19 protein-coding genes and 2 pseudogenes are annotated in these 23,943 nt (G+C 40.4%); 10 read left to right on the forward strand and 11 right to left on the reverse strand.

What is annotated here, in order from left to right; translation table 11 throughout:
* Positions 1 to 805: 805 nt before the first annotated feature.
* The 5 genes and pseudogenes from AC6EJC_RS12685 to AC6EJC_RS12705 all read right to left on the reverse strand — a co-directional run bounded on the left by AC6EJC_RS12685 (position 806) and on the right by AC6EJC_RS12705 (position 5,679).
* Complete coding sequence (locus AC6EJC_RS12685) at positions 806 to 1,228, reverse strand: hypothetical protein (RefSeq protein WP_444954258.1); 423 nt, start codon at positions 1,226 to 1,228, stop codon at positions 806 to 808.
* Positions 1,229 to 1,241: 13 nt separating this feature from the next.
* Positions 1,242 to 2,315 (reverse strand): EndoU domain-containing protein, encoded by a 1,074-nt coding sequence (locus AC6EJC_RS12690; RefSeq protein WP_444954280.1) that lies wholly within the window; start codon positions 2,313 to 2,315, stop codon positions 1,242 to 1,244.
* A gap of 8 nt (positions 2,316 to 2,323) precedes the next feature.
* A pseudogene (locus tag AC6EJC_RS12695) lies at positions 2,324 to 4,303 on the reverse strand (contractile injection system protein, VgrG/Pvc8 family); the annotation flags it as partial.
* A 623-nt stretch (positions 4,304 to 4,926) separates the two neighbouring features.
* Positions 4,927 to 5,286: a putative zinc-binding protein gene (locus tag AC6EJC_RS12700; protein WP_444954259.1), complete on the reverse strand. Its 360-nt coding sequence runs from the start codon at positions 5,284 to 5,286 to the stop codon at positions 4,927 to 4,929.
* A gap of 186 nt (positions 5,287 to 5,472) precedes the next feature.
* The gene (locus tag AC6EJC_RS12705) at positions 5,473 to 5,679 is read right to left on the reverse strand and encodes a hypothetical protein (protein ID WP_444954260.1); all 207 of its coding nucleotides are present in this window, start codon (positions 5,677 to 5,679) and stop codon (positions 5,473 to 5,475) included.
* A gap of 241 nt (positions 5,680 to 5,920) precedes the next feature.
* Here AC6EJC_RS12705 and AC6EJC_RS12710 point away from each other — a divergent pair, with 241 nt between their 5' ends.
* The 3 genes from AC6EJC_RS12710 (at position 5,921) to AC6EJC_RS12720 (ending at position 8,195) form a co-directional block, all read left to right on the forward strand.
* Complete coding sequence (locus AC6EJC_RS12710) at positions 5,921 to 6,883, forward strand: helix-turn-helix transcriptional regulator (RefSeq protein WP_444954261.1); 963 nt, start codon at positions 5,921 to 5,923, stop codon at positions 6,881 to 6,883.
* Between the two features lie 109 nt (positions 6,884 to 6,992).
* The gene (locus AC6EJC_RS12715) at positions 6,993 to 7,619 is read left to right on the forward strand and encodes a type 1 glutamine amidotransferase family protein (RefSeq protein ID WP_444954262.1); all 627 of its coding nucleotides are present in this window, start codon (positions 6,993 to 6,995) and stop codon (positions 7,617 to 7,619) included.
* Positions 7,620 to 7,670: 51 nt separating this feature from the next.
* Positions 7,671 to 8,195: a VOC family protein gene (locus AC6EJC_RS12720; RefSeq protein ID WP_444954263.1), complete on the forward strand. Its 525-nt coding sequence runs from the start codon at positions 7,671 to 7,673 to the stop codon at positions 8,193 to 8,195.
* Positions 8,196 to 8,428: 233 nt separating this feature from the next.
* Here the strand turns inward: AC6EJC_RS12720 and AC6EJC_RS12725 are convergent, their stop codons facing one another.
* The 4 genes and pseudogenes from AC6EJC_RS12725 to AC6EJC_RS12740 form a co-directional block, all read right to left on the reverse strand.
* The gene (locus tag AC6EJC_RS12725) at positions 8,429 to 8,788 is read right to left on the reverse strand and encodes a putative zinc-binding protein (RefSeq protein WP_013311396.1); all 360 of its coding nucleotides are present in this window, start codon (positions 8,786 to 8,788) and stop codon (positions 8,429 to 8,431) included.
* Between the two features lie 663 nt (positions 8,789 to 9,451).
* Positions 9,452 to 10,150 (reverse strand): Imm3 family immunity protein, encoded by a 699-nt coding sequence (locus tag AC6EJC_RS12730; RefSeq protein ID WP_444954264.1) that lies wholly within the window; start codon positions 10,148 to 10,150, stop codon positions 9,452 to 9,454.
* 20 nt (positions 10,151 to 10,170) lie between these two features.
* Positions 10,171 to 11,250 carry a deaminase domain-containing protein gene (locus AC6EJC_RS12735; protein ID WP_444954281.1) on the reverse strand — a complete coding sequence of 360 codons (1,080 nt, stop codon included), beginning with the start codon at positions 11,248 to 11,250 and terminating at the stop codon, positions 10,171 to 10,173.
* A 32-nt stretch (positions 11,251 to 11,282) separates the two neighbouring features.
* Positions 11,283 to 13,264: pseudogene (locus AC6EJC_RS12740) on the reverse strand (contractile injection system protein, VgrG/Pvc8 family); the annotation flags it as partial.
* Positions 13,265 to 13,669: 405 nt separating this feature from the next.
* Between AC6EJC_RS12740 and AC6EJC_RS12745 the strand changes: the two are divergent.
* Positions 13,670 to 14,221, forward strand: coding sequence for a GNAT family N-acetyltransferase (locus AC6EJC_RS12745; RefSeq protein ID WP_444954265.1), 552 nt, complete (start codon positions 13,670 to 13,672; stop codon positions 14,219 to 14,221).
* Positions 14,222 to 14,901: 680 nt separating this feature from the next.
* Here the strand turns inward: AC6EJC_RS12745 and AC6EJC_RS12750 are convergent.
* Together AC6EJC_RS12750 and AC6EJC_RS12755 are read right to left on the reverse strand one after the other, a co-directional pair.
* A complete protein-coding gene (locus AC6EJC_RS12750; RefSeq protein ID WP_134913254.1) occupies positions 14,902 to 15,237 on the reverse strand; it encodes a type II toxin-antitoxin system PemK/MazF family toxin in 336 nt (111 codons plus the stop codon).
* Positions 15,234 to 15,503, reverse strand: a complete 270-nt coding sequence (locus tag AC6EJC_RS12755; RefSeq protein WP_444954266.1) for an AbrB/MazE/SpoVT family DNA-binding domain-containing protein — start codon at positions 15,501 to 15,503, stop codon at positions 15,234 to 15,236. The genes AC6EJC_RS12750 and AC6EJC_RS12755 overlap by 4 nt, the downstream gene beginning before the upstream one ends.
* A gap of 1,854 nt (positions 15,504 to 17,357) precedes the next feature.
* Between AC6EJC_RS12755 and AC6EJC_RS12760 the strand changes: the two genes are divergently transcribed.
* The 6 genes from AC6EJC_RS12760 (at position 17,358) to AC6EJC_RS12785 (ending at position 23,741) form a co-directional block, all read left to right on the forward strand.
* The gene (locus tag AC6EJC_RS12760) at positions 17,358 to 18,458 is read left to right on the forward strand and encodes a DNA sulfur modification protein DndB (protein ID WP_444954267.1); all 1,101 of its coding nucleotides are present in this window, start codon (positions 17,358 to 17,360) and stop codon (positions 18,456 to 18,458) included.
* Entirely contained in the window at positions 18,455 to 19,513 is a 1,059-nt protein-coding gene (locus AC6EJC_RS12765) for a DNA sulfur modification protein DndB (RefSeq protein ID WP_444954268.1), read from the forward strand. Before AC6EJC_RS12760 ends, AC6EJC_RS12765 begins: the two co-directional genes overlap by 4 nt.
* Before the next feature lie 145 nt (positions 19,514 to 19,658).
* Complete coding sequence (locus AC6EJC_RS12770; protein ID WP_444954269.1) at positions 19,659 to 20,138, forward strand: competence protein ComK; 480 nt, start codon at positions 19,659 to 19,661, stop codon at positions 20,136 to 20,138.
* 166 nt (positions 20,139 to 20,304) lie between these two features.
* A complete protein-coding gene (locus tag AC6EJC_RS12775) occupies positions 20,305 to 20,466 on the forward strand; it encodes a hypothetical protein (protein ID WP_444954270.1) in 162 nt (53 codons plus the stop codon).
* Between the two features lie 533 nt (positions 20,467 to 20,999).
* Positions 21,000 to 22,394 carry a TldD/PmbA family protein gene (locus AC6EJC_RS12780; RefSeq protein WP_444954271.1) on the forward strand — a complete coding sequence of 465 codons (1,395 nt, stop codon included), beginning with the start codon at positions 21,000 to 21,002 and terminating at the stop codon, positions 22,392 to 22,394.
* Between the two features lie 3 nt (positions 22,395 to 22,397).
* On the forward strand, positions 22,398 to 23,741 hold the full coding sequence (locus AC6EJC_RS12785) for a TldD/PmbA family protein (protein ID WP_444954272.1): 1,344 nt from the start codon (positions 22,398 to 22,400) through the stop codon (positions 23,739 to 23,741).
* Positions 23,742 to 23,943 lie beyond the last annotated feature (202 nt).

The raw sequence follows: 23,943 nt of genomic DNA on the forward strand, positions 1-23,943 counted from the left end.
TATGTTAGCTCTCCAGATTGTTCGTTCACTGTAACCATCACGGCAAGTAGCTCCGTCGTTGCGAACAATTTGCAGATTAATTCTGACAATATTAATGGTCGGGCTATCTATCTCAAAAGATGCTTTGCCTTTTCAGCCTCCCTATCGGGGCGATGTATGCTACAGTTACGGTTGATTTCAAAAAACTGTGAGAAAAAGAACATAACAAAAACAGGTCAATTACGGTGGTATCTGACCATAATCAACCTGTTTGATGTAAAGGAATAGCGTTATTTAGGTTATAAAATTAAAGACTTAATGTGCGTACAAACAAAATGACGAAATCTTTATACGGGTATTACATGGGTTATATGTGTTATTGGTTGAATGTTGGATTCATTCGGCACTGGGTGGGATCTATTTCATCTACCCGCCATTCATATCAGAGGATATAAAAGACCACAACACGGGCGGCTAGCTCGCATTGTGGCATTGTTGGTTGTATTGTATGATCTTGTTGTCACTTTGTAAACCTACCTATTTTTCATTTTTTGATTGATTGGTTTACTCAACTCAGTGTGGAATTTTCACAAATTAAAAATAGCCTTTATCTTGTCCATAAGAAAATGCACTTGGTCTTTCTGTTCCGGACATTCACCAATAAATTTCCATACATATTTCTTTCAAACAATTATAGAAATCTGAACTGTTCATAATGATTTCGTTATATGAAGCAATGTTAATAAATATCATTATAAGTCAATTAGAAATAATAAGTTTTGCAGCCTATTGTTATGAAAATTTAACAACTCATATATTATCATCTCTATTGTAATTTATTAAGAAACTCCCTACATATTCTACCTGACAAATTATCAATTAATGCCATTTTTCTCAATTTATCCAAAAGTTCATTGTTATTTATTATACAATCTTTATTACTATCATTAATTAAAAATCTTAAAGAATCAATACACATTTCAAATAGTTCTTTGTCTGTTGTTTCAATAAGTGATAATATTATATTAATTTCTCTTGCATCATTTTCTTCTTCAAAGCAATATACTACTCTTTTTTGCCACTCTAACGACTTATCCATTATATTTCTTCCAAGCACTTCCCAATCTATTTCAGAAAATTTTTCCAACAAGGTCATCGCATCATTTACTCCAACATCATACCAATAATCATCTGAAGCATTCTCTCCAGACATTTCGGTTATTAATTTGTCAAATTCCTCATATTTCATAAATTTGCCTCCACTAATTTATTGGTTCAAATCCTGGAGTTGGTTTACCTCCCACCGGATATCCAGCAGTAATGTTATTGCCTTCTTTAATAACATCTATTTCAACACCATCTACAGTACCGCTATGCAAAGTTGTAGTTACCCCATCTGAAGTACGACTTCCAACTGCTGGCGTATCGCTAATTTTTTTTATAGAGCTTATAGTTTTCTCATCACTCCATGAATTAGGAAATACTGTGCTTTTTTTAAGCTTTGCGAGAGTTCCATCTGGAAACTGATGGTAAAATTGAACAAATTTAGTTCCGTCTGGATTCTCCCTGAGAACTTCTACTGCATAATTTGGATTTGCATTATTTACCACATTAGGAGAATGACCTCCTCTAAGTCCATTTTTACCTGGTATTCTCTCTCCCCCTAATATTTTTTGCTCCATCTCTGGTGATAAGTAAGATTCACTAGCTTTAGCCGTCCCCTCAGTTTTAGGCGCTTTCTCCTTTGGGTTGCCTGATCTTGAAGGCATAGCTTCTGATGTGTTCTCAATAGGTTCGGCAGAATTTTTGGTTGTAATGCTTTTTTGATCTATCTTTTGTTGAATTCTCCTCACATTTTCTTTTGCAAGCCTAGCACTCTCAGAAGCCCCTTCTTTTCCCATTCTGGAGAATTCATTTTTGAGGGCTCTACCTTCACCACCTCGACCGTCAAGTGGTACTGGCTCTGCTGATAAGTTTGCGTAGCTCATCCATCGTTGTTCCTCTGGAGTAATACCTACTTGATTGGATAAAATCAAAAAATCACCTGGATAATTTTGTTTCCAGTCATCGTAGTATTTAAAGTCTGGATCTCCATTAGCTTTACGTACTACCCCGTCCTCAGCACGGTAGCTTCCTAGCGGAATTTCAGGTCTATAATTTTCATATGCAGCCCAATGGAGATGGTCTCTATTAATTTTCTCATACTCTTCATCACTGATCTTAGGAGGAGTATTTTCTTTTTTTGCTTTAAGGGCAGCTTTAGCTCTAGCTTCTTTTTCTGCTTTAAGAGCAGTTTCAGCCCTAGCTTTTTCTTGTTCTTTATATTCCCTCAGCATTCTATCTTTAACACTTTTAGGTACCTGTTGATAGGCATGAACCATAGTTTTTGATGCTGCCAGCAAGTTTTGAACCAGCTCTAATGGGCCACCGGAATGCGCTAATTGACGTGCGCTTGTATACACTTTTCCCAGAATCCATTTGCTATAGTAGGCATGTCTCGCTTGCTCATGCTCATATTGAGTAATCAACCCTTGCATTGCTAAACCAGCCAAGTGTTTCAACGGATGAATGCCGTTCCCCTTACCGCCTCCAATCGTAGGAGTTCCTTTGCTCCGAACGGGGATAACTGCGGTTGCTTTTAGAATGACGCCCGCCGCAGGTCCACTTAACGCTCCCGCAACAACACCAGCCACTTTTCCCATCACTGGAATGGAGCCTAATAGCTTGGATACCGTGCCCAACAAAGAATTGGCCTGTTGAAGTGCAGCCGGACTTGTCACTTTAGCGGTAGGAGTGCTGCTTGATGTCTTAGCTGCTGATGGAGCTTGCGCCGCCTCGTAGGCTTTGATGCTCATCAATGGTGGCTCAGGCGCAGGAGGGAGGTCAGCTACGAAAACAGGAGCTTTCACCGTACCTTCCTGATAAATCACCGGAGCTTTGGTATCCGTCTCACCATCCAGCACCATGCAGCTAGCTCCGCCTTTTAAATACAGCGCCGTTCCAGCTTCCAATGAAAGTTCCTCGCCAGCATTGAGCTTCACGTGACCACCCTGAATCTGCACATTCCCCGGACTATCGATGGTAATGCCGTTACCTTCATGCAGTGTAATGGAAAATTCACCGGAGGTGGATAGAGTTAGTTCATGCTCAGACATTTCTACGCCGCTACCTTGCACATGTGCCATACCTTCACGTTCGGCTGTCCATTTGCGTGGCGTTGTTGTTGCAGTGAATCCGTTATATAGGCATCTTGTTCGCGGTGGGTAGGCAGATACAATTCCACCTGTTCCCCGATCTCAGGCATATCGTACCAGCCGCTATGCTCTTCCGCGACATAACGGGTGGCTACGGGAAACCAGCAGGCTTTGGCAGTATCTTGCTTCGAGTCGATGTCCAGTTGAAGCTGTACAAAATCCCGTTGTACCTTGAGCACCGTTCCTGTCAGCGAAATCCCGGTGGACAGATCGTTTTCATACCGGGCATAGCGGATATCCTGTTCGGATTGAAGATCGTAACGGGTACGCAGTAAGCCATCCGTTAATGTGGTCACTGCCCGAACTACGACCAGTTCTTTTCCTTGTCCTATAGGTAACGTGATGAGGTCGCCCAGCGCATAGTATTGCAGACTTTCGATCATATAGGTGACATACGAGCCAGCACGCTCTCCGGGCTTTTCCGTATCCAGTTCATGAAACGTTTTTCGTACACGATAAAATACTTCCCGTTCCACCTTATGCTGCTTGCCTTCTGGCATTCCAAAGAAAACCTTGGGTGAGGCTGCGGTTACCTCTGGCACAAGTACGGAGCCAAAGCGAGAAGCGAGACGTTTTAAAAACGCCCAATCCGTCTCATCATATTGTAAAACAAATGTCTCCAATTTGGCATGGTTGCTTACCGTATCAATGGCATCTCCGTACTGATATTTTCGAACCAGCGCAGTGACCAGATCATCATAGGTGCGGTGAATATCTTGGTAGGAGCGTCTTTTACGTTTGATATCCATCTGGTACGAATGGGAAGCGGCTTCCAGTTCAAATGTATACACGCCTTGCACACAGTGTACGGACATACGTGTAACAATCCCATGAAACAGCCTTCTCAACGATTGTCCCTGATCATCCAACTGACGAATCACAATCGGCTCTTGCTCCATATTTTGACCGATACAAGCTGCTCCCTGTTCTTCGGAGAGCATGCCGCTGATATGTAAATAGGCATGATCATTAATGGTACGTGTTATTTGAAGTAGATCGATGTGTAGGGGCTGAAAGGGACCATAAAAGCGTAGACTTTCATATCCGATCCCATCTGATAATACGCTCAAGTGAGTTCATGACTCCTTTCTAGATGCAACGGGTATTTCCAAGTGAAGCACGTCATCTTGTATTTGCTTCTGATTATAGAAGCCGAAGATGAGTACAAATGTCAGTCAAGATTGATATGTAGTACAAGGTTTGTACGCTATAAAAGAACGAGAGGTGATATTTAATAAACAACCCAGCATATGTATTTATCGGTTAAAAGAGAGATTTAGTTTACAGAATGACCCATTGGAAGCGGTATTTACAATGTGATTTTTTTGAATATTAGTTTTATGCATGATAGATAGAAGGGGGAGGAGAGGAAGGGGAGTTGTATTTTTCACTTCGAGAAATTAGCTTGTAATAGAAAACAAAAGCGCAATTAATATCAAAATATATACTGAAACCCTTTTTCCAATTAGAGCTCCAAATTCTTTAGGATTTTTATATCCAATGATTAAACTGGGAGTAAAAAAATACTGGTGGCCCTTAAAGATGTGTTAGGAGCCACCAGTAAAAACTAATTTGCGATATTGTTACATAATGAGAGCCAGCTATACTCTTACTGTATACTGTCCCAACACCTTGAAGGAATTAAAATAAAGGTGAGCTATCTTTCGATAAACACCTTTATTTTGATTAAGAATTATTGTCCAATTAGTTCTAAGATTTGTGTGTAAGCATTCCTATAATGATTGGGGTTAGGATCTTCTCCTATTATTTTGGGTACGTCGAAGTCAGACAGCAGGAAATGGTGTTTGGGTTGAACCTCATGCCTTGCTAAGCAGCTCTTGCAACAGGACAAGGGACAGCCGTCAATTGCAATGATGTCACGTCCCGATTTTGCTGTTCTGACAAGTGGTTTGACATCACCACCAACACCAGCAATGCAGGACATTTCAGCGACTTTTTCTCGATCCATTTGTATAGCGATCATGTTAGCGGTTTGTGCTGCGGAAGAACATCCAGAACATGAATAAACAAGAGGTAAATCAGTTCTTTTCATCTTTGTACACTTCCCTGTTTTTTTTGTGATCAATCACATTATTTTTGGTTTTAGACGAAACAAATTTAAATTGTTTGTATTTTAACTTAAATTTACAGGTTAGACCGTGATAATGGTCACGATAACATTTTTGCAAAATCTATTATAGGGCTAACTGTGTGTATACAATTCATCCAGATCCCCTTTTTAACTTAATTTTTCTAATAGAGAATTAGCCTTATCTAAATATAAATCTGGATCGTCATCCTTAATCACCATTAAAATTTCTTTAATTGTCTGTTTAGTTGAACTTTCTAGTTTCTCCAAAGTTTTACCGTAAGAAATTACTAAATCTTTTGAATTTAAAAGTGTCCGATAGATTCTCTCTGCCCAAAATTCCGCATGGGGTAACATCTTGGGAGTGCCCGAAGCTGATTTGTATAATAAACCCATAATATGTATTTATCGGTTAAAAGAGAGATTTAGTTTACAGAATGACCCATTGGAAGCGGTATTTACAATGTGTATTTCTGGAAGCAGGAGATATCGGAGGGGAGTTTTGAGAAGAAAAAAGCATATAATATAGATGGTAAGAGGGAGTATAAGAAGATATTTATAAAAGATTGAGCTTTAATGAGAGAGGAGGGTTCAGGTTATGCCAAAAAACGATAATATGCTGGCCATTCTATGGATGCTGAATTCCGGTGTAAAAATGACGGCAAAACAAATATCCGAAAAGTTAGAAATAAATATAAGGACAGTCTATCGGTATATTGATGCACTATGTGCCAGTGGAGTGCCTATAATATCCGATACGGGTCATAATGGCGGGTATAGCTTGCTGAATAATTTTATTAGAGCACCTCTGCTATTTGATATGGAAGAAAAAAAGGCACTCCTACATGCTGCTATTTTTGCAAAAGAGGCTGGATACCCTTTGAGTGAGGCATTAGACAATGCGACATCAAAATTGAAAATGTATTCGAATCAAGAGCAGGAAAGTATACTTAGCCGTCATTTAGCCGGATTTGAAGTGATAAATCGCATGGGAGATCCTTCTCTTCAGCCGATATTGGCAGAATTGGAACAGGCTGTAGCCAACGAATTCTCTGTAGAAATGGATTATCGCACAAGCCATGAAGAACAACCCAAGAATAGGATGATAGACCCCTATGGAATGGTTTACTGGAACAACAAGTGGTATACTGTTGCATTTTGTCACCTAAGGAATGAGATCCGTAGTTTTCGGGCAGATCGGATTCTACAAATCAAGCGTACTCAAATCATATTTAAGCGTTCCGAAGCTTTTTCGGCCCGTGAATTTTTTATGAAAAATCTGTTACCTGATTTAGTGGGTAAGGACGGTTTAATTTCTTTAACTATCGGAGGCAGGTCAGAGGCATTGGATGACTTATGTCTGCATTGGTTTTTGGGGCATCATCTGAAAGAGCGGGCATCCAATCAAGCCATCTTTTTGCTTGAGGAAAAATCACTTCATACATATGTCCCTTATTTACTCCTAACCTACGGGAAGTCCATTCAAGTCATCGAACCACAGAGTTTGAAGAAAAAGCTTGTTGCTGTTGCGTCGGAGTTAATGGAATATTATCAACGTTAAAAGCTTCACTGACAGCAGATGTCAGTGAAGCTTTTTTATAATGAGGATAATCATGGATTACCGAGGGGTGGTATTACTTGATAAATTATAAAATAAGGAGAATTCGTAAATGAATAGTACGGTATATCTTTATGTGTTTGACACCATGGCAGACTGGGAGATTGGTTACTTAACTGCCGAACTGAACTCGGGAAGATATTATAAAAAGGGGCTGGTTCCATCCAAAATAGTTACCGTGGGAATGGGAAAGACTCCTGTAACCACAATGGGGGGATTGAAAATCCTGCCTGACATCAAACTGGATGAATGCAGCATTGAAAGCGCGGATATATTGATTTTACCCGGTGGAGATACATGGACAGAAACCATTCACCAACCCATCTTAAAAATCGTTGAGAGGTGTTTAGAGGAAGGTATATGGGTTGCTGCGATTTGTGGTGCTACCATGGGACTTGCCCAGACAGGATTGCTGAATTCACGTTGGCATACAAGCAATGATCTGGAATACCTCCAAATGACCTGTCCCACCTACACGGGCGAAAATTATTACAAAACGGAGTCTGCTGTAACGGATGGAAAACTGATCACTGCATCTGGAACAGCTCCGTTGGAATTTTCCGTACACGTTTTGAAAGCTCTGGGTGTGTTTTCTTCTAAAACATTAGAAGCCTGGTATAGTCTAAATAAGACTCGTGCATCCAAATATTACTATGAGTTGATGGATTCAATCCAATGAAGGTATAAGCATAAAATTGAACTGTTACGATCATTTAAAGGAGGAGTAAAAATGACTGAAAGCAGAGAATATACGGGAGTGTCAGGTAAATATACAAAGAATGGAATGCCCAACGGCTTTACATCTATTACCCCTTTTATTACAGTGAAGAATCCTTCGGAAGCAATAGAGTTCTATAAAACAGTTTTCAATGCAAGGGTTAAGGATATTACTGAATATCCTGATGAGAATGGCAATAAAATCATTGTTCATGCTGAATTAGATTTTGGAAATGGTTTTTTGCAGCTGGGAGCAGCGAATCCGACATATCAATTGGTTTTACCACCAGATGAAGGCAATGCGTGTTATTCTTTAGGAATTTACGTAATGAATGTTGATCAGGTCATTGAAAAGGCGGTAGCAAGAGGAGCGAAAGTAAGGGAGCCAGTGACAAACTTTGTTTCAGGTGATCGATTCGGAAGTATATTGGATCCTTGTGGAGTGAGATGGTCTATTATGACCAGGATCGAGGATTTGTCAGAAGAAGAAAGTAGTCGTAGGGTTGCTGAATGGGCTAAAAGCTTTAGTGGAGAATAAAGGCAATCATTTTTTTGGTAGAATGCGTTAAAGGTGACTGCCTGCTGAAATGATGTAATAGAAATTCTGGTGGCCCTTAAAGATGTGTTAGGAGCCACCAGTAAAAACTAATTTACGATATTGTTACATAATAAGAGCCAGCTATACTTTTACTGTATACTGTACCAACACCTTTAAGGAGTTAAAATAAGGATGAGTCATCATTCGATACACATCTTTATTTTGATTAAGAATTATTGTCCAATTTGTTCTAAGATTTGTGTGTAAGCATTCCTATAATGATCGGGGTTAGGATCTTCTCCTATTATTTTGGGTACGTCAAAGTCAGACAGCAGGAAATGGTGTTTGGGTTGAACTTCATGCCTTGCTAAGCAACTCTTGCAACAGGATAAGGGACAGCCGTCAATTGCAATGATGTCACGTCCCGATTTTGCTGTTCTGACAAGTGGTTTGACATCACCACCAACACCAGCAATGCAGGACATTTCAGCGACTTTTTCTCGATCCATTTGTATAGCGATCATGTTAGCGGTTTGTGCTGCGGAGGAACATCCAGAACAAGAATAGACAAGAGGTAAATCAGTTCTTTTCATCTTTGTACACTTCCTTGTTTTTTCTTTGTGATCCATCATGGTATCTTTGGTTTTAGATGAAATAAAATTAAAATTGTTTGTATTTTAACTTAAATTTACAGTCTAAACCGTGATCGTGATCACTACAATATTTTTACAAAATCTATTATAGGGCTAACTGTGTGTATACAATTCAGCCAGAGCCCCCTTTTTAACTTAATTTCTAATAGAGAATTAGCCTTATCTAAATATAAATCTGGATCATCATCCTTAATCACCATTAAAATTTCTTTAAGTAAGAAATTACTAAATCTTTTGAATTTAAAAGTGTCCGATGGATTCTCTCTGCCCAAAATTCTGCATGGGGCAACATTTTGGAAGTACCCAAAGCCAATTTTGGTGAATAGATGCTCATCTTTTGATGAACATGAATTCTGTTGTTCGCTGGCGTAGTGCTTCCTTAAACCAATCTGGCCAATTTGACATAACATATTTGCCCACCGTAGTTTAGTGTGTTTATGTTAAACTCTGATGAGGAGAGATAACAAGTCATTGTTTTTGTGTAAAAAAAAGCTCATCCCTACTCAAAGATTCAAGTTGGAATAAGCTTTGGAAAATTTTCGTTTAGATATGGGGAAATTGTAGTAGTAACTTATCAATGAAGTTTTAAACCATCTATTACTACTATGAGGAAACTTGGCTTAATATGTTTTTAATTCGCTTATCTAGTTCCAATTTTTCTTTTTCTAACAATTGTTCTTCAAAAATATCTGCTATGTTAAACTGCTGTAATTCTTGTTTAATTAGTTGTAGCCCATCAATCTTTGATAGCCCTTGGTTTAATAAGTTTTCAGCTAGTGTTGTGTACACGATTAATTTTTCACTTAATGTATTTTTACAATCACGTTCAAATCGCTGAAATACACTAGAAATAACTTCATCCGCCAAGACATTTTCTTCGTTAACTTGTTTAAAGAAAACATTAACTTCATTTGTCAATTCATCGTAATACCAACATACTCTTGGATAATAGTCTAATATCTTATTTTCCAACTCTTGTAATACAAAATTCTTACGATTAAATAAGTCACTGTATTGCTCGGAGGTTAATTTTTGTTCTTGCTCAATTAAATTAAAATCTAGTTCAGACAATCTTTTGCTTAAATTGTTTTTAACAGTATACAAAACTCTTGGAAGAGTTAATAATATTTCCCCGTAAACGACATTAATTAAAGCTTTGTCTGTTTCACTTCTATTCATCAATCCTTCAAAATCATAGAATGTTCTTGCAATTGCTTCTTTACTACTCATCATTTCTTCATTTTTATAATCTTGGTAATTCTCAAGGATACTATCAATTAACTCATCATAACTCCAAGCCATTTTTTAACCACCTTATTCAATTATTTAGGGTTAATAGTCACGCCACTATTATGGATAACCTCAATTCTAACGTTAGGATATTCTTTGTCAAATTGTTGGATGATTTCATTACAACTTCCACATGTATCTTTTTCAGTGAAAAGCTTAATATTTCCTGATGCATTGTGATTATCACCTAATTTATCTGCTACATCATTTAAAATTTTATATTCTGTATCCCCATCTCTCATATATATATTTCCTTCTGCATCTGGAGCTTCGGTTGCCTTGAATTTTGGATTGTCGGGTTTGAAAGAGAACTCTTCGGTTCCAGGTATCTTTTTAGCAGAGCTATGAATTTTACTATGGGCATAAAAATCTTGCTTCTCAACTCCTGACACCTTCACTTCTGCATAAGCGAAATTACCTGTTTCTTTGTATTTGTTGGACAATCGACCTCTGGCCTTCGCAACCTCTTCAATAACATGTTGATCCATTACAGAATCGATTCGACTGGTTGGAAATCTGTTTACCGTTCCCTGAGCAGCCTCGCCTGGCTTCTCAACTTTATTAGGTTTTGAATTTGAAGGGTGGAGTGGCTCTGTTTTTTCATTTATGATTTTAGGACCTGGACGAACAGGTTCTTTAACTGGTGAATTTAGTATGGTTTTCGGCTTGAAAAATGAACCGGCTCCCTCAACGATCGCTGCTACACTAATGATATTGGACAAATGGTCTGGTGATAAAGGATCTTCAGGTGTCAAAGCTCCACGTATAGCTTCTGTTATTCCAAATGTAGCAAAATTGATTGCGTCACTACCAGAGTTACCCTGATTACGTCCGCGCTCCATATAGGCTTGATACAATCCTTTAGGTATACCAAATGACCAATAATCTAAAAATTCACCAATTGAGTTTCCTGCATTTTGATACCTTACGTTATTAGCCTGCTCTATGCCTTTGTATAATTCAGCTAGGCTGTTTGCTGTTTTTTGAGAAGCATGTGCCTGCTCCATGGCTATTTGGCTTTTTATCATCGCACTACTACCCGTATAATCCAGGTAACTATCCCACCAAGACTTAGGCTTCTCAACTTGTTGTTTAGACTGCTGCTGTGCCATGCGGCTGTCGTAATCGGCTCTCCAGCGTTTTCTTACATCTTCCGGAACTTGCTGATACGCATGAACCATGGCATTCGATTCTTTCAGTAGGTTTTGAACTAGTTCCAATGTACCACCGGAATTCACAATATGACGTGCACTCGTATACACTTTCCCTAGAATCCACTTGTTATAATAGGCTTGTTTAGCTTTCTCGTGCTCGTGTAGACTGATCAACCCTTGCATGGCCAAACCAGCCAAGTATTTTAATGGGTGAACTTCGCTCCCCTTGCTACTGCCTCCAACGGTAGGGGTTCCTTTGCTCCGAATAGGGATCGCTGCGGTTGCTTTCAGAATCACACCCGCCGCAGGTCCACTTAGCGCTCCCACAACAACGCCAGCCACTTTCCCCATTACCGGAATGGAGCCTAATAGCTTGGATACTGTCCCCATCATGGCATTCGCCTGTTGAAGCTCTGCTGGACTGGTGACTTTTGCTTTAGGGGTAGAGGCTTGGCTGCTAGCTGAATCCTTGGCTGCTGATTGAGCTGCTTCAAATGCTTTTATGCTCATGAGTGGCGGCTCAGGTACAGGAGGGAGGTCAGCCACGAAAATAGGAGCTTTCACCGTACCTTCTTGATAAATCACCGGAGCTTTGGTATCCGTCTCACCATCCAGTACCATGCTGCTGGACCCGCCTTTTAGATACAGCGCCGTTCCAGCTTCGAGCGAAAGTTCCTGCCCAGCATCGAGCTTCACGTGACCACCCTGAATCTGCACATTCCCCGGACTGTCGATGGTAATGCCGCTACTTTCATGCAGTGTAATGGAAAATTCACCGGAGGTGGATAGAGTCAGCTCATGCTCAGACATTTCTACGCCGCTACCTTGTACATGTTGCCATACCTTCACATTCGGCTGTCCTTTGGTGTGGCGTTGTTGTCGCAGTGAATCCGTGACATAGGCATCTTGCTCGCGGTGTGTAGGCAGATACAATTCCACCTGTTCCCCGATTTCAGGCATATCGTACCAGCCACTATGTTCTTCGGCGACATAACGGGTGGACACTGGAAACCAGCACGCTTTGGCAGGATCTTGCTTCGGATCAATGTCCAGTTGAAGCTGTACAAAATCCTGCTGTACCTTCAGCATCGTTCCTGTCAGCGAAATTCCAGTAGCCTGATCGTTTTCATAACGGGCATAGCGGATATCCTGTTCTGATTGAAGATCGTAACGGGTGCGTAGTAAGCCATCCGTTAGTGTGGTCACGGCTCGAACCACGACCAGTTCTTTGCCTTGTCCGATGGGTAACGTGATGAGGTCGCCCAGCGCATAGTATTGTAGACTTTCGATCATGTAGGTGACATACGAGCTAGCACGTTCTCCCGGCTTTTCCTCATCTAGCTCATGAAACGTTTTACGTACTCGATAAAATACATCTCGCTCCACCTTATGCTGCTTGCCTTCGGGCATTCCGAAGAAAACCTTGGGTGAGGCTGCGGTTACCTCTGGCACGAGTACGGAACCAAAGCGGGAGGCGAGACGTTTTAAAAACGCCCAATCGGTCTCCTCATATTGTAAAACAAATGTCTCCAGTTTGGCATGGTTGCTCAATGGCATCTCCGTACTGATATTTTCGAACCAGCGCAGTGACCAGATCATCATAGGTGCGGTGAATATCTTGATAGGAGCGTCTTTTACGTTTGATATCCATCTGGTACGAATGGGACGCGGCCTTCAGTTCAAACGTATACACGCCTCGTACACAGTGTACGGACATGCGCGTAACAATCCCATGGAACAGCCTTCTCAACGATTGTCCCTGATCATCCAACTGACGAATCACAATGGGCTCTTGCTCCATATCCTGTCCGATACAAGCTGCTCCCTGTTCTTCGGAGAGCAACCCACTGATATGTAAAAAGGCATGATCGTTAATGGTACGTGTTATTTGAAGTTGTTCGATGTGTAGTGGTTGAAAGGGACCATAAAAGCGTAGGCTTTCATATCCGATCCCATCTGATAATACACTCAAGTGTGTTCATGACTCCTTTCTAGATGCGATGGGTATTTCCAAGTGAAGCACGTCATCTTGCATTCGCTTCTGATTACAGAAGCAGCAGATGAGTACAACTGTCAGTCAAGATTGATATGTAGTACAAGGTTTGTACGCTATAAAAGAACGAGAGGTGATATTTAATAAACAACCCAGCATATGTATTTATCGGTTAAAAGAGAGATTTAGTTTACAGAATGACCCATTGATTGGGGGATTTACTATGTTTATTTTTGGAAGCAGGTGATACGGGAGGGAAGTGTAACATGCGCTAATATGGAAATAAGGTGATACGCCACATGGTTTGCCATTACGATGCTTTTCGTGTTGCCAAATCAGATACTTAAACCAAAATCGATCTAATTTTAATAATGGAGTGATAGAATGATATGGGTTCTTGTACCTTTAAATAGTGGGAATATTGAAGATTACTTACCAGACTTATATGATTGGAGTCTTACTGAAACCGAAAAAGAGCAACATACTTGCCGACCCATAAACGAACTACCTCCATATAACAATTATAAAGTGAATGTACTGAAGAGACTTGCGAATGGGCTATTAATATATATCTTAGTTGATAAAAGTAACAATAATAAACGGGTAGGCAAGATACAGCTTTTTGACTATAATTCTCGAAATAAAAGTGCCGAGATCGGATATTACTTGCCTTTAAAACATAGAAAACAAGGACATGCAAATGTATTACTTGAGTTATTTATAAGCACTATTTTTGAACGTAAGGATTTGGAGTTGAATAAAATTTATGGAACGGTTGCGGCATGTAATCAAGCATCCATAAAATTATTAGAAAAATTCCATTTTAAGCTGGAGGGGACTTATCGAGAGCATTATTGGTTTAGTGATGGTTCTATATGTGATCAATATCATTATTCTTTGCTAAGAAGAGAGCAGGTAAAAATAGAAGGCAATTAAACTATTTTTGAATGGAGCAATTAATTCCAACTATATCCTTACCATTGCCTCGACACATGTGGAGTGCGTGGTAGTAATATATCGAGATGAGAAACATTGATATGCAAGAGATGGAAAGCAATTTGAAAATGTCCCCACGCTCAAGAAGTTGTAGGAGGGTTGAGTGCGGGCATATATTATTTTCATTCAAAAGGCACGTGGAGCGTATACCCCAGAGATTTGCAAACACTTCGTAAAAAGAGCCGCTTTTTCATATCTTTATAGGTACGTCATGACCTGAGCCTGAAGGAGGAGAAGTAGCTTTTATAATGAGGGATGTCCTGTAGCTACCCATTCACCTACAATTAGCAAAAAGCATAGCCAGTCTGCCAGAAAAGCTACACCACCCAGCGGCGTAATTGCCTCCATTAAGCGCTACGGTCAGAAACATAGCACTGCACCGAATCCTAAAAGTGGGTCATTCGTCAAAGTATTCTTTCGAAATCGACTGCCTGCGTCAAATGCAAAAGGATAGGCTGTTACTATGGGGATTGCAAACGTAAAAAATGATGAAGCTCATAGAAAATAAGCAGCTGATCCTCGGTTGAGGATGGACTGCTTGTTTTCACCTCTCTACATCTATCTTCCAATTCGGATTCCTTATTTAAACTTTGCTTGGGTTTTATGAAGAGGAACGCTTTTCACGCTAATATGGATCGAGTATTCCGAAGGACACTTTTCATAAAATCGGAGTCAGGAGATACATTACCAACAATTTTAATTCTACGCTTTCTAACATCCAGACTTTTCATTTGATCGGTGAGAGCAACGCCGCTAAAGGGCAATCCGTCTGGTAAAGGAACTTCGAATGCGTAATTTTTAGATTGGTTCGTGATGGGGCACATGACGGCAAAACCAGTCAACTCATTAAAAGGTTTATCAGATAGTGTGATTGCGGGCCGGCGTCCAGCTTGTTCGTGTCCGGCTTGTGGATCAAAATCTAGCCAGACCAAATCTCCGCGTGCAGGAATGATCAAATCAATTCGTCTCCCTCAATACCAAGATCAACTTCGTTGTGACGTGGCGAATCTGTTTTAATCTTTGAAAGTAGCATAGCTAAGTGGTCGCGCAATTCTTCATTCGTTTCTTGAGGTTTTATGAGAGGCCGAAGGATAATTTCTTTTTCAGATGTTACGATCATTTCAACCTCAGAGCCTTCCTCCAAATCAAGATGTTTAAGTAACTGATTCGGAATACGGATCGCAATGCTATTTCCCCATTTGCTGAGCGTAGTAGTCGTCATGAGAATCATACCCCTTCTCGTTTTATCTTCCAATTATACCCCATCCTTTGCATGATGTATATACATATGATATACATTCGAAAAGAGTTTGATACATAAAACGTGATGAGTTTTTATTTAATTTTGGTAAAGAAGTACAAGAAAAATATTATAAAGTAGCGAGATTACGTGCTCACAGGACTACCTAAATAGACTGGAGTTCAAAAAAAGAATATTGTAAAAGCAGTACGAGGATTTTTTGATATTAAGAACGGCGGGTAATGAGAGCAAATCGAAAAGTCTGTTATATGGAGGACAGTGCAAGGCGGGATTTTTGATGCTAGGAAATAATCATGAATTTTTGAAAAAAAATATTATATCATATTTACCTCTTATTATCAATGTTTAGATAATCGGATAGAGACGGAAGAGTGCTGACATTTGGTTTTTAAAATAACGATTCTAACGTGATATGAAGTATCACACCGCTAAATAAATGAAGATATGGTTCATGACCTAATTCATGTAATAAAGTCAACACAACACATTCAAACAGGTGAATCAGTCTATGGCAACTAACATATTAGTATAATTGTGATGATAGCAAGAATATCTCTATCAGTATGGATAGATCGTAAGAGCCATTATGCTACCAAGAAAAGTGGTATAAGCAGACATAAGCAGCCGGAGAAGTACGAGTTACTCTTCCTTGGTAGATCCATCTTATAGTTTAAGAAAAAGATTTGCTTTTGCTAGTTTTTTTGCGACTGAACTGGATGCGGTCATGTCCCGTTCTCAGTTGCAAAAAGAAAAGCCTGTGTAGCTATGTTCATCGCAGGGCACCCTTGATGTTGATATCCTTTGGAATCATCGCTACCTAGTATCATAAAGGAACATTTAAAACGACTAACCGTAGATTGGCGGAAAAGATTTGCGTACTATGCTTTATAACATACAGATTTATTTTTGATGGTTTGTACTTTACTTGATAACGCGTTGCAATAAGACATGGACGGTATTTTGCATGAGTTTTTTCAAAAAAGAGAATCACTGATGTAACAAAGGAATAGTTGGAACGCTCCCCACACCTAAGCAACAACAACCCAAGAGAATGTTGGGGCGGAGAACTGTTCACGAACAACCACGGAAACCCTTTCACAATTGGCTTGATAATCCGCTAAATTAAAAAAACTAAATGTTTGAACACATCTGCCGAAAAATTATAGCATGGTGTTCCTCACACAACTTTATCCTACAATTTGACGTATGAGCGTTGCCACTACTCATGGCGTATATGTGGTTGAATGCGGACGCAATGCATCCACCTTAAAAAGAACAGAAGGTAGAGAGGAATAGGATTGGTTCAGGCGCACCCGATTAACAACTATGGTGAAATTGTCTGAAACTCTAAAGCGTTATGAAAATGGCATACTAAGGTTTTAAAGCCGAATGTACAGCGTCTTGCTTAGAGGTATAAATAGATCTATAAAAGCTGCAAAGGGGAAAGACTGACGGTTACCTTAACGTGCAAAACTTGTTTGCTATGGTGTATATGAAAGCAAAGAACAAGCTTAACCTCCAATGTTCTAGGTTTGTTACGTTTTAACAATTAAATGGATAAGTCTATGATTAAATTCTAGCTGACTTTACCCAAGCAGTAGAAAAAAGAGGGCTTTAATTGAAAAGAAGTATATCAGAAAAGAACCGCAGACAAATTTAAAATAGAAAGCAGCAGAGTTTCAGTAGCATTAGGTATTACTGAAAAAAATGAATATGAGTATAGTGAATGGAGATAGATTGAATATGGAATTTATATGAATAAAATTCTATTCAAATCCAAATATAGTGTCTATAATGAAAAAAGAGGTGAGGGTAATGTATGAGCACAACATAACAACAAGGTTACCAGGAAAAGACTACATTCAGTTTGGGAAAAAGATATTGTTGACACAGCTTCCTTTTAGATACTTGAATACAATTTTTGAAGTGGATGAGTATGTACAAAGGCAGCTTGATGTTAGAAAACGAAATCAAATTAGAGATTTTATTTTAAATGCAGCTCAGAAAGACTGGTTTTATTTCTCCCCATTTATTTTTTCAGCTCGAGGAGCTTTAACGCAGGTATCAAATGGTTGGGAGATGCCCACTGATTCTAAATTAATTGTATTAGACGGCCAGCATCGGATAAGTGGTATGAATCTCGCAATTCAAAGAATCCAGACAAGTATTTACAATACAACAACGGACACAGATGATGAAGAAATAGAATCGAAGAAAAAAATATTAGAAAAGCTTAATAATTATCCAATATCTATGCAAATTTACTTAGATATTGATACACAACAAGAAAGACAGCTTTTTAGTGATATCAACACTGAACGTAGAGAACTGCATGGTGGGCTAATTGTTAAGTATGATAAACGAGATCAGTATTCAGAACTTGTCCGCGAAATTTCTCATGCCTTAAAATCTGAATTTGAGATTGAAGAAACACTCTCAAGACTATCGAGACAAAATTCAGCTCTAACCACATTGGTAGGCATGAGAAGGTGTTTGATAGCTATGTTTGAAGGGAATTTAAACATTAGGGAGGGAGAAGAGTCTTATCAGGAGGTTAAAATTAATGAAATTAAACCTATAGCCATCTCTTTTTTTCGTAAATGGATTGAAATATTCCCCCAAAAAGCTAATAACCGTACTAAGTATGTATCAGGTATTACCACAGTTCAAATTGTACTTGCAAATATAGTGAATTATTTAAAAAGAAATAATGATATTTCATATATGGAGGCAATTAACTTGCTGGATAACTTGAAAAATGAATGTACTTGGAAGCATACAGACCCCATTTTTTATCCATATTATGATAAGAGTAAAAAAAGACTTGCTGGTTTCAGTAGTGCAACTGCTATTAATAAGCTCACTAGTTCTTTCCTTGAAATTATTGAAGCAAAAAGAGGTGATCTTAACATATGAGTTATCGCAATGATTTTAAACAGTCTATAGAACTGTTTAAAATTAAGGATTTGTTAAAATATGTTGCTGAGGATAAAGTGAAATTTTTTGATGTAAGCCAAACAAGGATTAGAGCAATTCGAAATTATATTGTGGAAAATATTCTGAATAATGAAATCTACTTACCTCCATTGGTTGTTGCGAGATATTCAGAAGGAGAGAATGAAAATGATCCTTTTTCTGAGGGATTAACCATTATAGATGGGAATGGAAGATTACTTGCTCTTTCACAAATTTCTACTGTTATTGATCAAAAGCAAAAGTCTATTGATCCAAAAGAACTTGCTCAAAGTGAATCACTAAGAATTTTCATTGATGAAAGTTCTATTGCATTACAGATTTACGAAGGATTAAACCAAGAAGAAATTATGCAAGCGTATGTAGACTTTAATACTAAAGGCAAGAAGGTAGCGCTCTCAAAATTAATCGCTTACGATTCAAGGAATGAAATTAATCGAATATCTAATGACGTTCTTGAACAAAATATGGATTTAATTAGGGCGAAGGTAGAGAGAGAACTTAAAAGTTTAATGAGGCCTAGTAATACAAGTTTTCTTAACTTATCGCAATTAAGAAAACTTGTTTCAATCTTTTTAACCTGCGAGTTAAAAAGTGAACTGCCGAAAGGAAATATTAAAAATAAACTAAGTTATGATGAAAATATAGATTTGATAAACTCATGGTTTCAGTTTCTTTTTAAGCTGCACCCCCCTGATACTATTGGAAATTATCATAAAACAATGTTGGCATCTTTTCCATTACTGCAAGCCCTTGCATACTATGCTATTTTAGGAACCAAACACATGAACTTTGAAAGCAAATTAAAGACAGTCCAAGAAAGGATGTCTAAGCTCGATGTGATCAATTTTTCTCCAGATCAGGAGCAATGGGAACTATTTAAAGGAATACGTAGAGGTAAAGAGAATTACTACTATCTCTCGGGTAACAAGGATGACATCTTAAAAATAGAAAGATGGTTAACAAAAATCACTCGAAGGGAGGTGAGTACATATTAATTCAATGGACCTCTCCCCTATAGTTAAGCTGGACACTACGCTATAGGGGGAGAGGGCATGTTGGAGTATACCAACATAATGTTAGTATACTCCTTTCATCTTGAACGACAAGTTCATGAGAAAGGGCAGGTGAATCAAAAAGAAGATGGCGTATTTAATTAAACCGAACACATTAGTGTTATTACCTACGCTTGACTCGTCAGGATGTTGGATCACGCAGATATATGAGGAGATGCGCACGTTTCAAGATCCCAGAATACCTATTAACCTATTAAAAGATACGATGTTACATTACGGGGCTGAATATGACGGGGTGCGAAAAGCGGCCAGATTAATGACCGGCTATGGAAATAAAATCCCCATTTGTATAAGTCCTATTTTGAAACTATTTATGTTTCCAACCCGTTCTTCCAAGACTAAATCGGATATTTGGTTAATGGAAAGTCAAATTGCAAGTGTAATTACACAAGGTGAGAATACGTCTAATATGCTATTTTACAATGAAATTACGATAACTGTACCTTGCACTAAAAAGGAGATTGAGTCGGGCTTAAGAAGAGTACTGAAGTACCGCCGCAAGCTAATGGAGAGAAATCATTTTAAAGGAATAGTAGAGAATAGTTAACAGCTTAAGAGAATAATCTGAAAGTGAACTCACTATACAGAGTTCACTTTCAGATTTTTTTATTTTAAACCTACATTATCGGGATTTTGTTTTTATATGCTACGTATCCACGTACCACATCCGTTATCATCCTTTGCTACACTTTGAATAAAAAGGAGATGATAACTTGGATACCCAACCCAAGATACTAAAGAGCGTTGGACATACGAAACTATCTGAAAATACAGCTGAAGAATACGAAAGCTTGATACAGCAAGAAGACGAACACATGGAGAGACTTAAAACATGCACAAAGCTCATTTGGGATGCGCTGGCTATTATTTCTTAAAAGGCAAGCATACTGCACATGGAAACAGTCAAAGAAGCGGCCGATCATCTTCATATCATGGAACTGGATTTACGCAGGAAATTGTTTAAGGTCCGTTTGAAAAAAAGTATTTTGGCAAACAAAATGAAGCAAACCCAAGCATAGCAGCGGAGGGGACGGAATCGTTCTGAAGAAGCGGAGCGTGCGCCTTTGAACCCGGATTTTTACCGTTAAAATATAATCAAAAAAATCTGGGGGCAACAGCGATTGGAAGAATGATCCGTCTACGTAGCGTCCTTGGTTGCACGTACAACCTCTTTAAAAAGCCAAACCCGATATGACCTCTTACGGTCTGATCGGGTTTTCCCATTTTCCCTCTCCCAATCTCCACACATGAAATCTTCGTCCTCCCCCAAATCACTCGCCGCCCAGATAGTTACACCCACTCCCAACATCATGTATAGTAAAGTTATGGGAAATAAACATGAACCCGCATATTTTCTTGAACGAATATCCGTACAATAAGAAACATGGCAAAAACGAGGAGGAACGTGATGATACATCCAACACAGATTCAGGATATACTGCAAGTCGCGCTGGAGACGGGCGGAGATTTTGCAGAGGTGTTCGTTGAGGACCGTACCAATGGACAACTGGGCATGACCGGGGGAGTCGTGGATACGGCGCTGTCAGGCCGGGATTTTGGGATTGGTATTCGGATCATGAAGGAGCATTTCTCGGTGTATGCCTATACCAGTGATATGAGCGAACAGAGCCTGATTCGACTGGCCAAATCGGCTGCCAAGGCCATTCGCAGCGGTGGAGCACCAGGGACACACACCATTACACTCCATCCCCACGCGATTCCTAACCAACATCCGATTGCGATCATTCCTGACGCTTCACAGAAACGCGCCAAGATTGACATGATGAGACGGGCGCATGAGGCAGCAAGCCAATATGATCCTTCCATCACGCAGACTTCCATTGGGATTAGTAACTCAATCCAAAACGTGCTGATCGCCAATAGCAACGGGCTGCTGGTGGAGGATACCCGTACGTATACACGCATGAGAATAAGCGCGATTGCGACCGATGGGGAGCATAGACAATCCGGGTTCCGTGGGCCGGGAGCGTATGCAGGGACTGAATTCTTGGAGAATCTGAATATCGAAGAAAATGCGAGACACGCCGCTCGTATTGCGACCACGATGGTCAAAGCGGGATATGCACCTAGCGGCAGACTGCCTGTCGTGATTGAGAATGGCTTCGGCGGCGTTCTTTTTCACGAAGCATGTGGACACGGGTTGGAATCTACGGCGGTGGCTCATGGAACCTCAGTGTTTGCCAATAAGATCGGGCAGCAGGTGGCTTCACCGCTTGTCACGGCTATAGATGATGGAACGATTCAGAACGCGTGGGGCTCGCTCAATATCGATGATGAAGGAGCGCCGACACAGCGCAATGTATTAATTGAGAACGGCATTTTAAAAGGATATCTGATCGACCGTATGGGCTCGCGCCAGATGGGTGTACCTGCAACGGGGTCGGGACGAAGACAATCCTATAAATTCGCGCCTGCGTCCCGTATGAACAATACGTTTATTGCGAACGGGGATTCGACCCGTGAAGAAATCATTGCCAATACGGAGTACGGAATCTATGCCAAATCGCTGGGTGGTGGTTCGGTGAATACCTCGACGAGCGAGTTTAATTTTGCAGTCGAAGAGGCGTATATGATTCGCAACGGAAAAATTGCCGAGCCGGTCAAAGGCGCAACGCTAATCGGCAAAGGGATTGAAACCCTGCAAAATATTGATATGGTCGGCAACAATCTGGATCATGGTCAGGGGATGTGCGGCTCGGTCAGCGGAAGTCTTCCGGTCAACTGCGGACAGCCGACAATTCGAGTGTCCGAGATGACTGTCGGCGGACGAAAGGGGGAATAAGCGATGAATATTCAGAAATTTCAGGAAGCGTTGTTCACAAAAGGCCGGGAAATCGGCTACGCGGATATGGAAATCTACTATGTAAATGGACGTTCTACCTCGGTGAAGGTACTGAAGGGAGAAATTGACCAATATACCATCGTCGAAAACGGTGGACTTTCCTTCCGGGGCGTCATTAACGGGAAAATGGGCTATGCCTCTACGGAGAAGCTGGAACCGGACGTGATCGACTTTTTATTGGATGAAGCACGCAGCAATGCTGACATATTGGAGAGCGAGGAACAGGATGAGCTGTTCGCAGGCTCTGAGAGTTATCCTGAGCAGCCTGCCTATGCCTCAGCGTTGGCTGACACGGCTCCTGAGATTCTGATCGAGGCGGCGCTAGAAATGGAACGTACAGCGCTTGCCACAGATCCAAGGATTGTGATGGCTCGGCATTGCTCGGTCAGCATTCGTGAAAATGAAGTCCTGATTGTGAATACCAAAGGGCTGCACTGCCATCGTCGCAAAAGTCTGGCGACCGCTTATGTGTATGTGATTGCAGCAGACCATGACGAGACCGTTACCGGGGGCTGGCATGATTATTCGCTGCGAAGTGTGGAAGAAATCGATATTGCGGATGTGGCGCATAAAGCCGTAAAAGAGGCTGTTTCCAAGCTGGGTGCGCACACGATCCAATCGGATAACTATCCGGTCATTTTCCGTCATGATGCAGCAGCGCAATTGCTAGCTGCGTATACGTCGGTATTTTCAGCGGAGTCGGTGGATAAAGGCTTTTCGCGATTGGCTGGGAAACTGGGGCAAAAGGTGGCAAGTGAGCATATTACGCTGATTGATGATCCGCTGATGGAGAACGTTCCCGCAGGCAGTACGTTTGATGCCGAAGGCAGCGCAACGCATCGTAATGAGATCATCAAGGACGGCGAACTACGGACGTATTTCCATAATCGCAAGACGGCTCGCAAGGCTGGGGTGGAAAGTACCTCTAATGCTTCCAAGGGCAGTTATAACGGTAAAATCGGTGTATCGTATCATAATCTATATGTGGAACCAGGCACGTCTACGTTGGAGGACATGATTCGCAAGACGGATCGCGGGCTGATGATCGTCGAGCTGCAAGGGCTGCATGCGGGTACGAATACGGCGTCCGGTAATTTTTCGTTGGCTTGTCTGGGATACTGGATTGAACAGGGGCAAGTAGTCAGAGCAGTCAATCAGATCACCGTATCGGGCAACTTCTTTGACGTGTTGCAGCAGGTAGAGGAAGTTGGCAACGATTTGCGTTTTACGGGAAGCTGCACATCCCCTTCGCTCAAGCTGGCTGCACTCTCGATTTCAGGTTCCTGATGACTGGAGCGGCCTTCTTTTTTCAGACTCACGGGCTGTTCCTGACGTTTTAATTGCTTAGCGATGACAGATGCCTGATGCATCGAGGTATGGTAAAGTAGGAGAAAGTCTTTGAAATATGAAAAAAAGGCTTGGTTACAGCACCGCGACAGGGTATTATAGACAATAATATATTCGAAAAAAGGTTCGAATTGAATTTTTA

It is taken from the genome of Paenibacillus sp. TY11 (assembly GCF_059772165.1).

Excerpts from the sequence above, each read along its gene's own strand:
- AC6EJC_RS12785 (WP_444954272.1), top strand. The coding sequence starts at position 22,398 with ATGAATATTCAGAAATTTCAGGAAGCGTTGTTCACAAAAGGCCGGGAA.
- AC6EJC_RS12690 (WP_444954280.1), bottom strand. The coding sequence starts at position 2,315 with ATGCTGAGGGAATATAAAGAACAAGAAAAAGCTAGGGCTGAAACTGCT.
- AC6EJC_RS12715 (WP_444954262.1), top strand. The coding sequence starts at position 6,993 with ATGAATAGTACGGTATATCTTTATGTGTTTGACACCATGGCAGACTGG.
- AC6EJC_RS12780 (WP_444954271.1), top strand. The coding sequence starts at position 21,000 with ATGATACATCCAACACAGATTCAGGATATACTGCAAGTCGCGCTGGAG.
- AC6EJC_RS12685 (WP_444954258.1), bottom strand. The coding sequence starts at position 1,228 with ATGAAATATGAGGAATTTGACAAATTAATAACCGAAATGTCTGGAGAG.
- AC6EJC_RS12730 (WP_444954264.1), bottom strand. The coding sequence starts at position 10,150 with ATGGCTTGGAGTTATGATGAGTTAATTGATAGTATCCTTGAGAATTAC.
- AC6EJC_RS12745 (WP_444954265.1), top strand. The coding sequence starts at position 13,670 with ATGATATGGGTTCTTGTACCTTTAAATAGTGGGAATATTGAAGATTAC.
- AC6EJC_RS12770 (WP_444954269.1), top strand. The coding sequence starts at position 19,659 with ATGGCGTATTTAATTAAACCGAACACATTAGTGTTATTACCTACGCTT.
- AC6EJC_RS12725 (WP_013311396.1), bottom strand. The coding sequence starts at position 8,788 with ATGAAAAGAACTGATTTACCTCTTGTCTATTCTTGTTCTGGATGTTCC.
- AC6EJC_RS12765 (WP_444954268.1), top strand. The coding sequence starts at position 18,455 with ATGAGTTATCGCAATGATTTTAAACAGTCTATAGAACTGTTTAAAATT.
- AC6EJC_RS12755 (WP_444954266.1), bottom strand. The coding sequence starts at position 15,503 with ATGACGACTACTACGCTCAGCAAATGGGGAAATAGCATTGCGATCCGT.
- AC6EJC_RS12700 (WP_444954259.1), bottom strand. The coding sequence starts at position 5,286 with ATGAAAAGAACTGATTTACCTCTTGTTTATTCATGTTCTGGATGTTCT.
- AC6EJC_RS12705 (WP_444954260.1), bottom strand. The coding sequence starts at position 5,679 with ATGTTACCCCATGCGGAATTTTGGGCAGAGAGAATCTATCGGACACTT.
- AC6EJC_RS12735 (WP_444954281.1), bottom strand. The coding sequence starts at position 11,250 with ATGGCACAGCAGCAGTCTAAACAACAAGTTGAGAAGCCTAAGTCTTGG.
- AC6EJC_RS12710 (WP_444954261.1), top strand. The coding sequence starts at position 5,921 with ATGCCAAAAAACGATAATATGCTGGCCATTCTATGGATGCTGAATTCC.
- AC6EJC_RS12760 (WP_444954267.1), top strand. The coding sequence starts at position 17,358 with ATGTATGAGCACAACATAACAACAAGGTTACCAGGAAAAGACTACATT.
- AC6EJC_RS12720 (WP_444954263.1), top strand. The coding sequence starts at position 7,671 with ATGACTGAAAGCAGAGAATATACGGGAGTGTCAGGTAAATATACAAAG.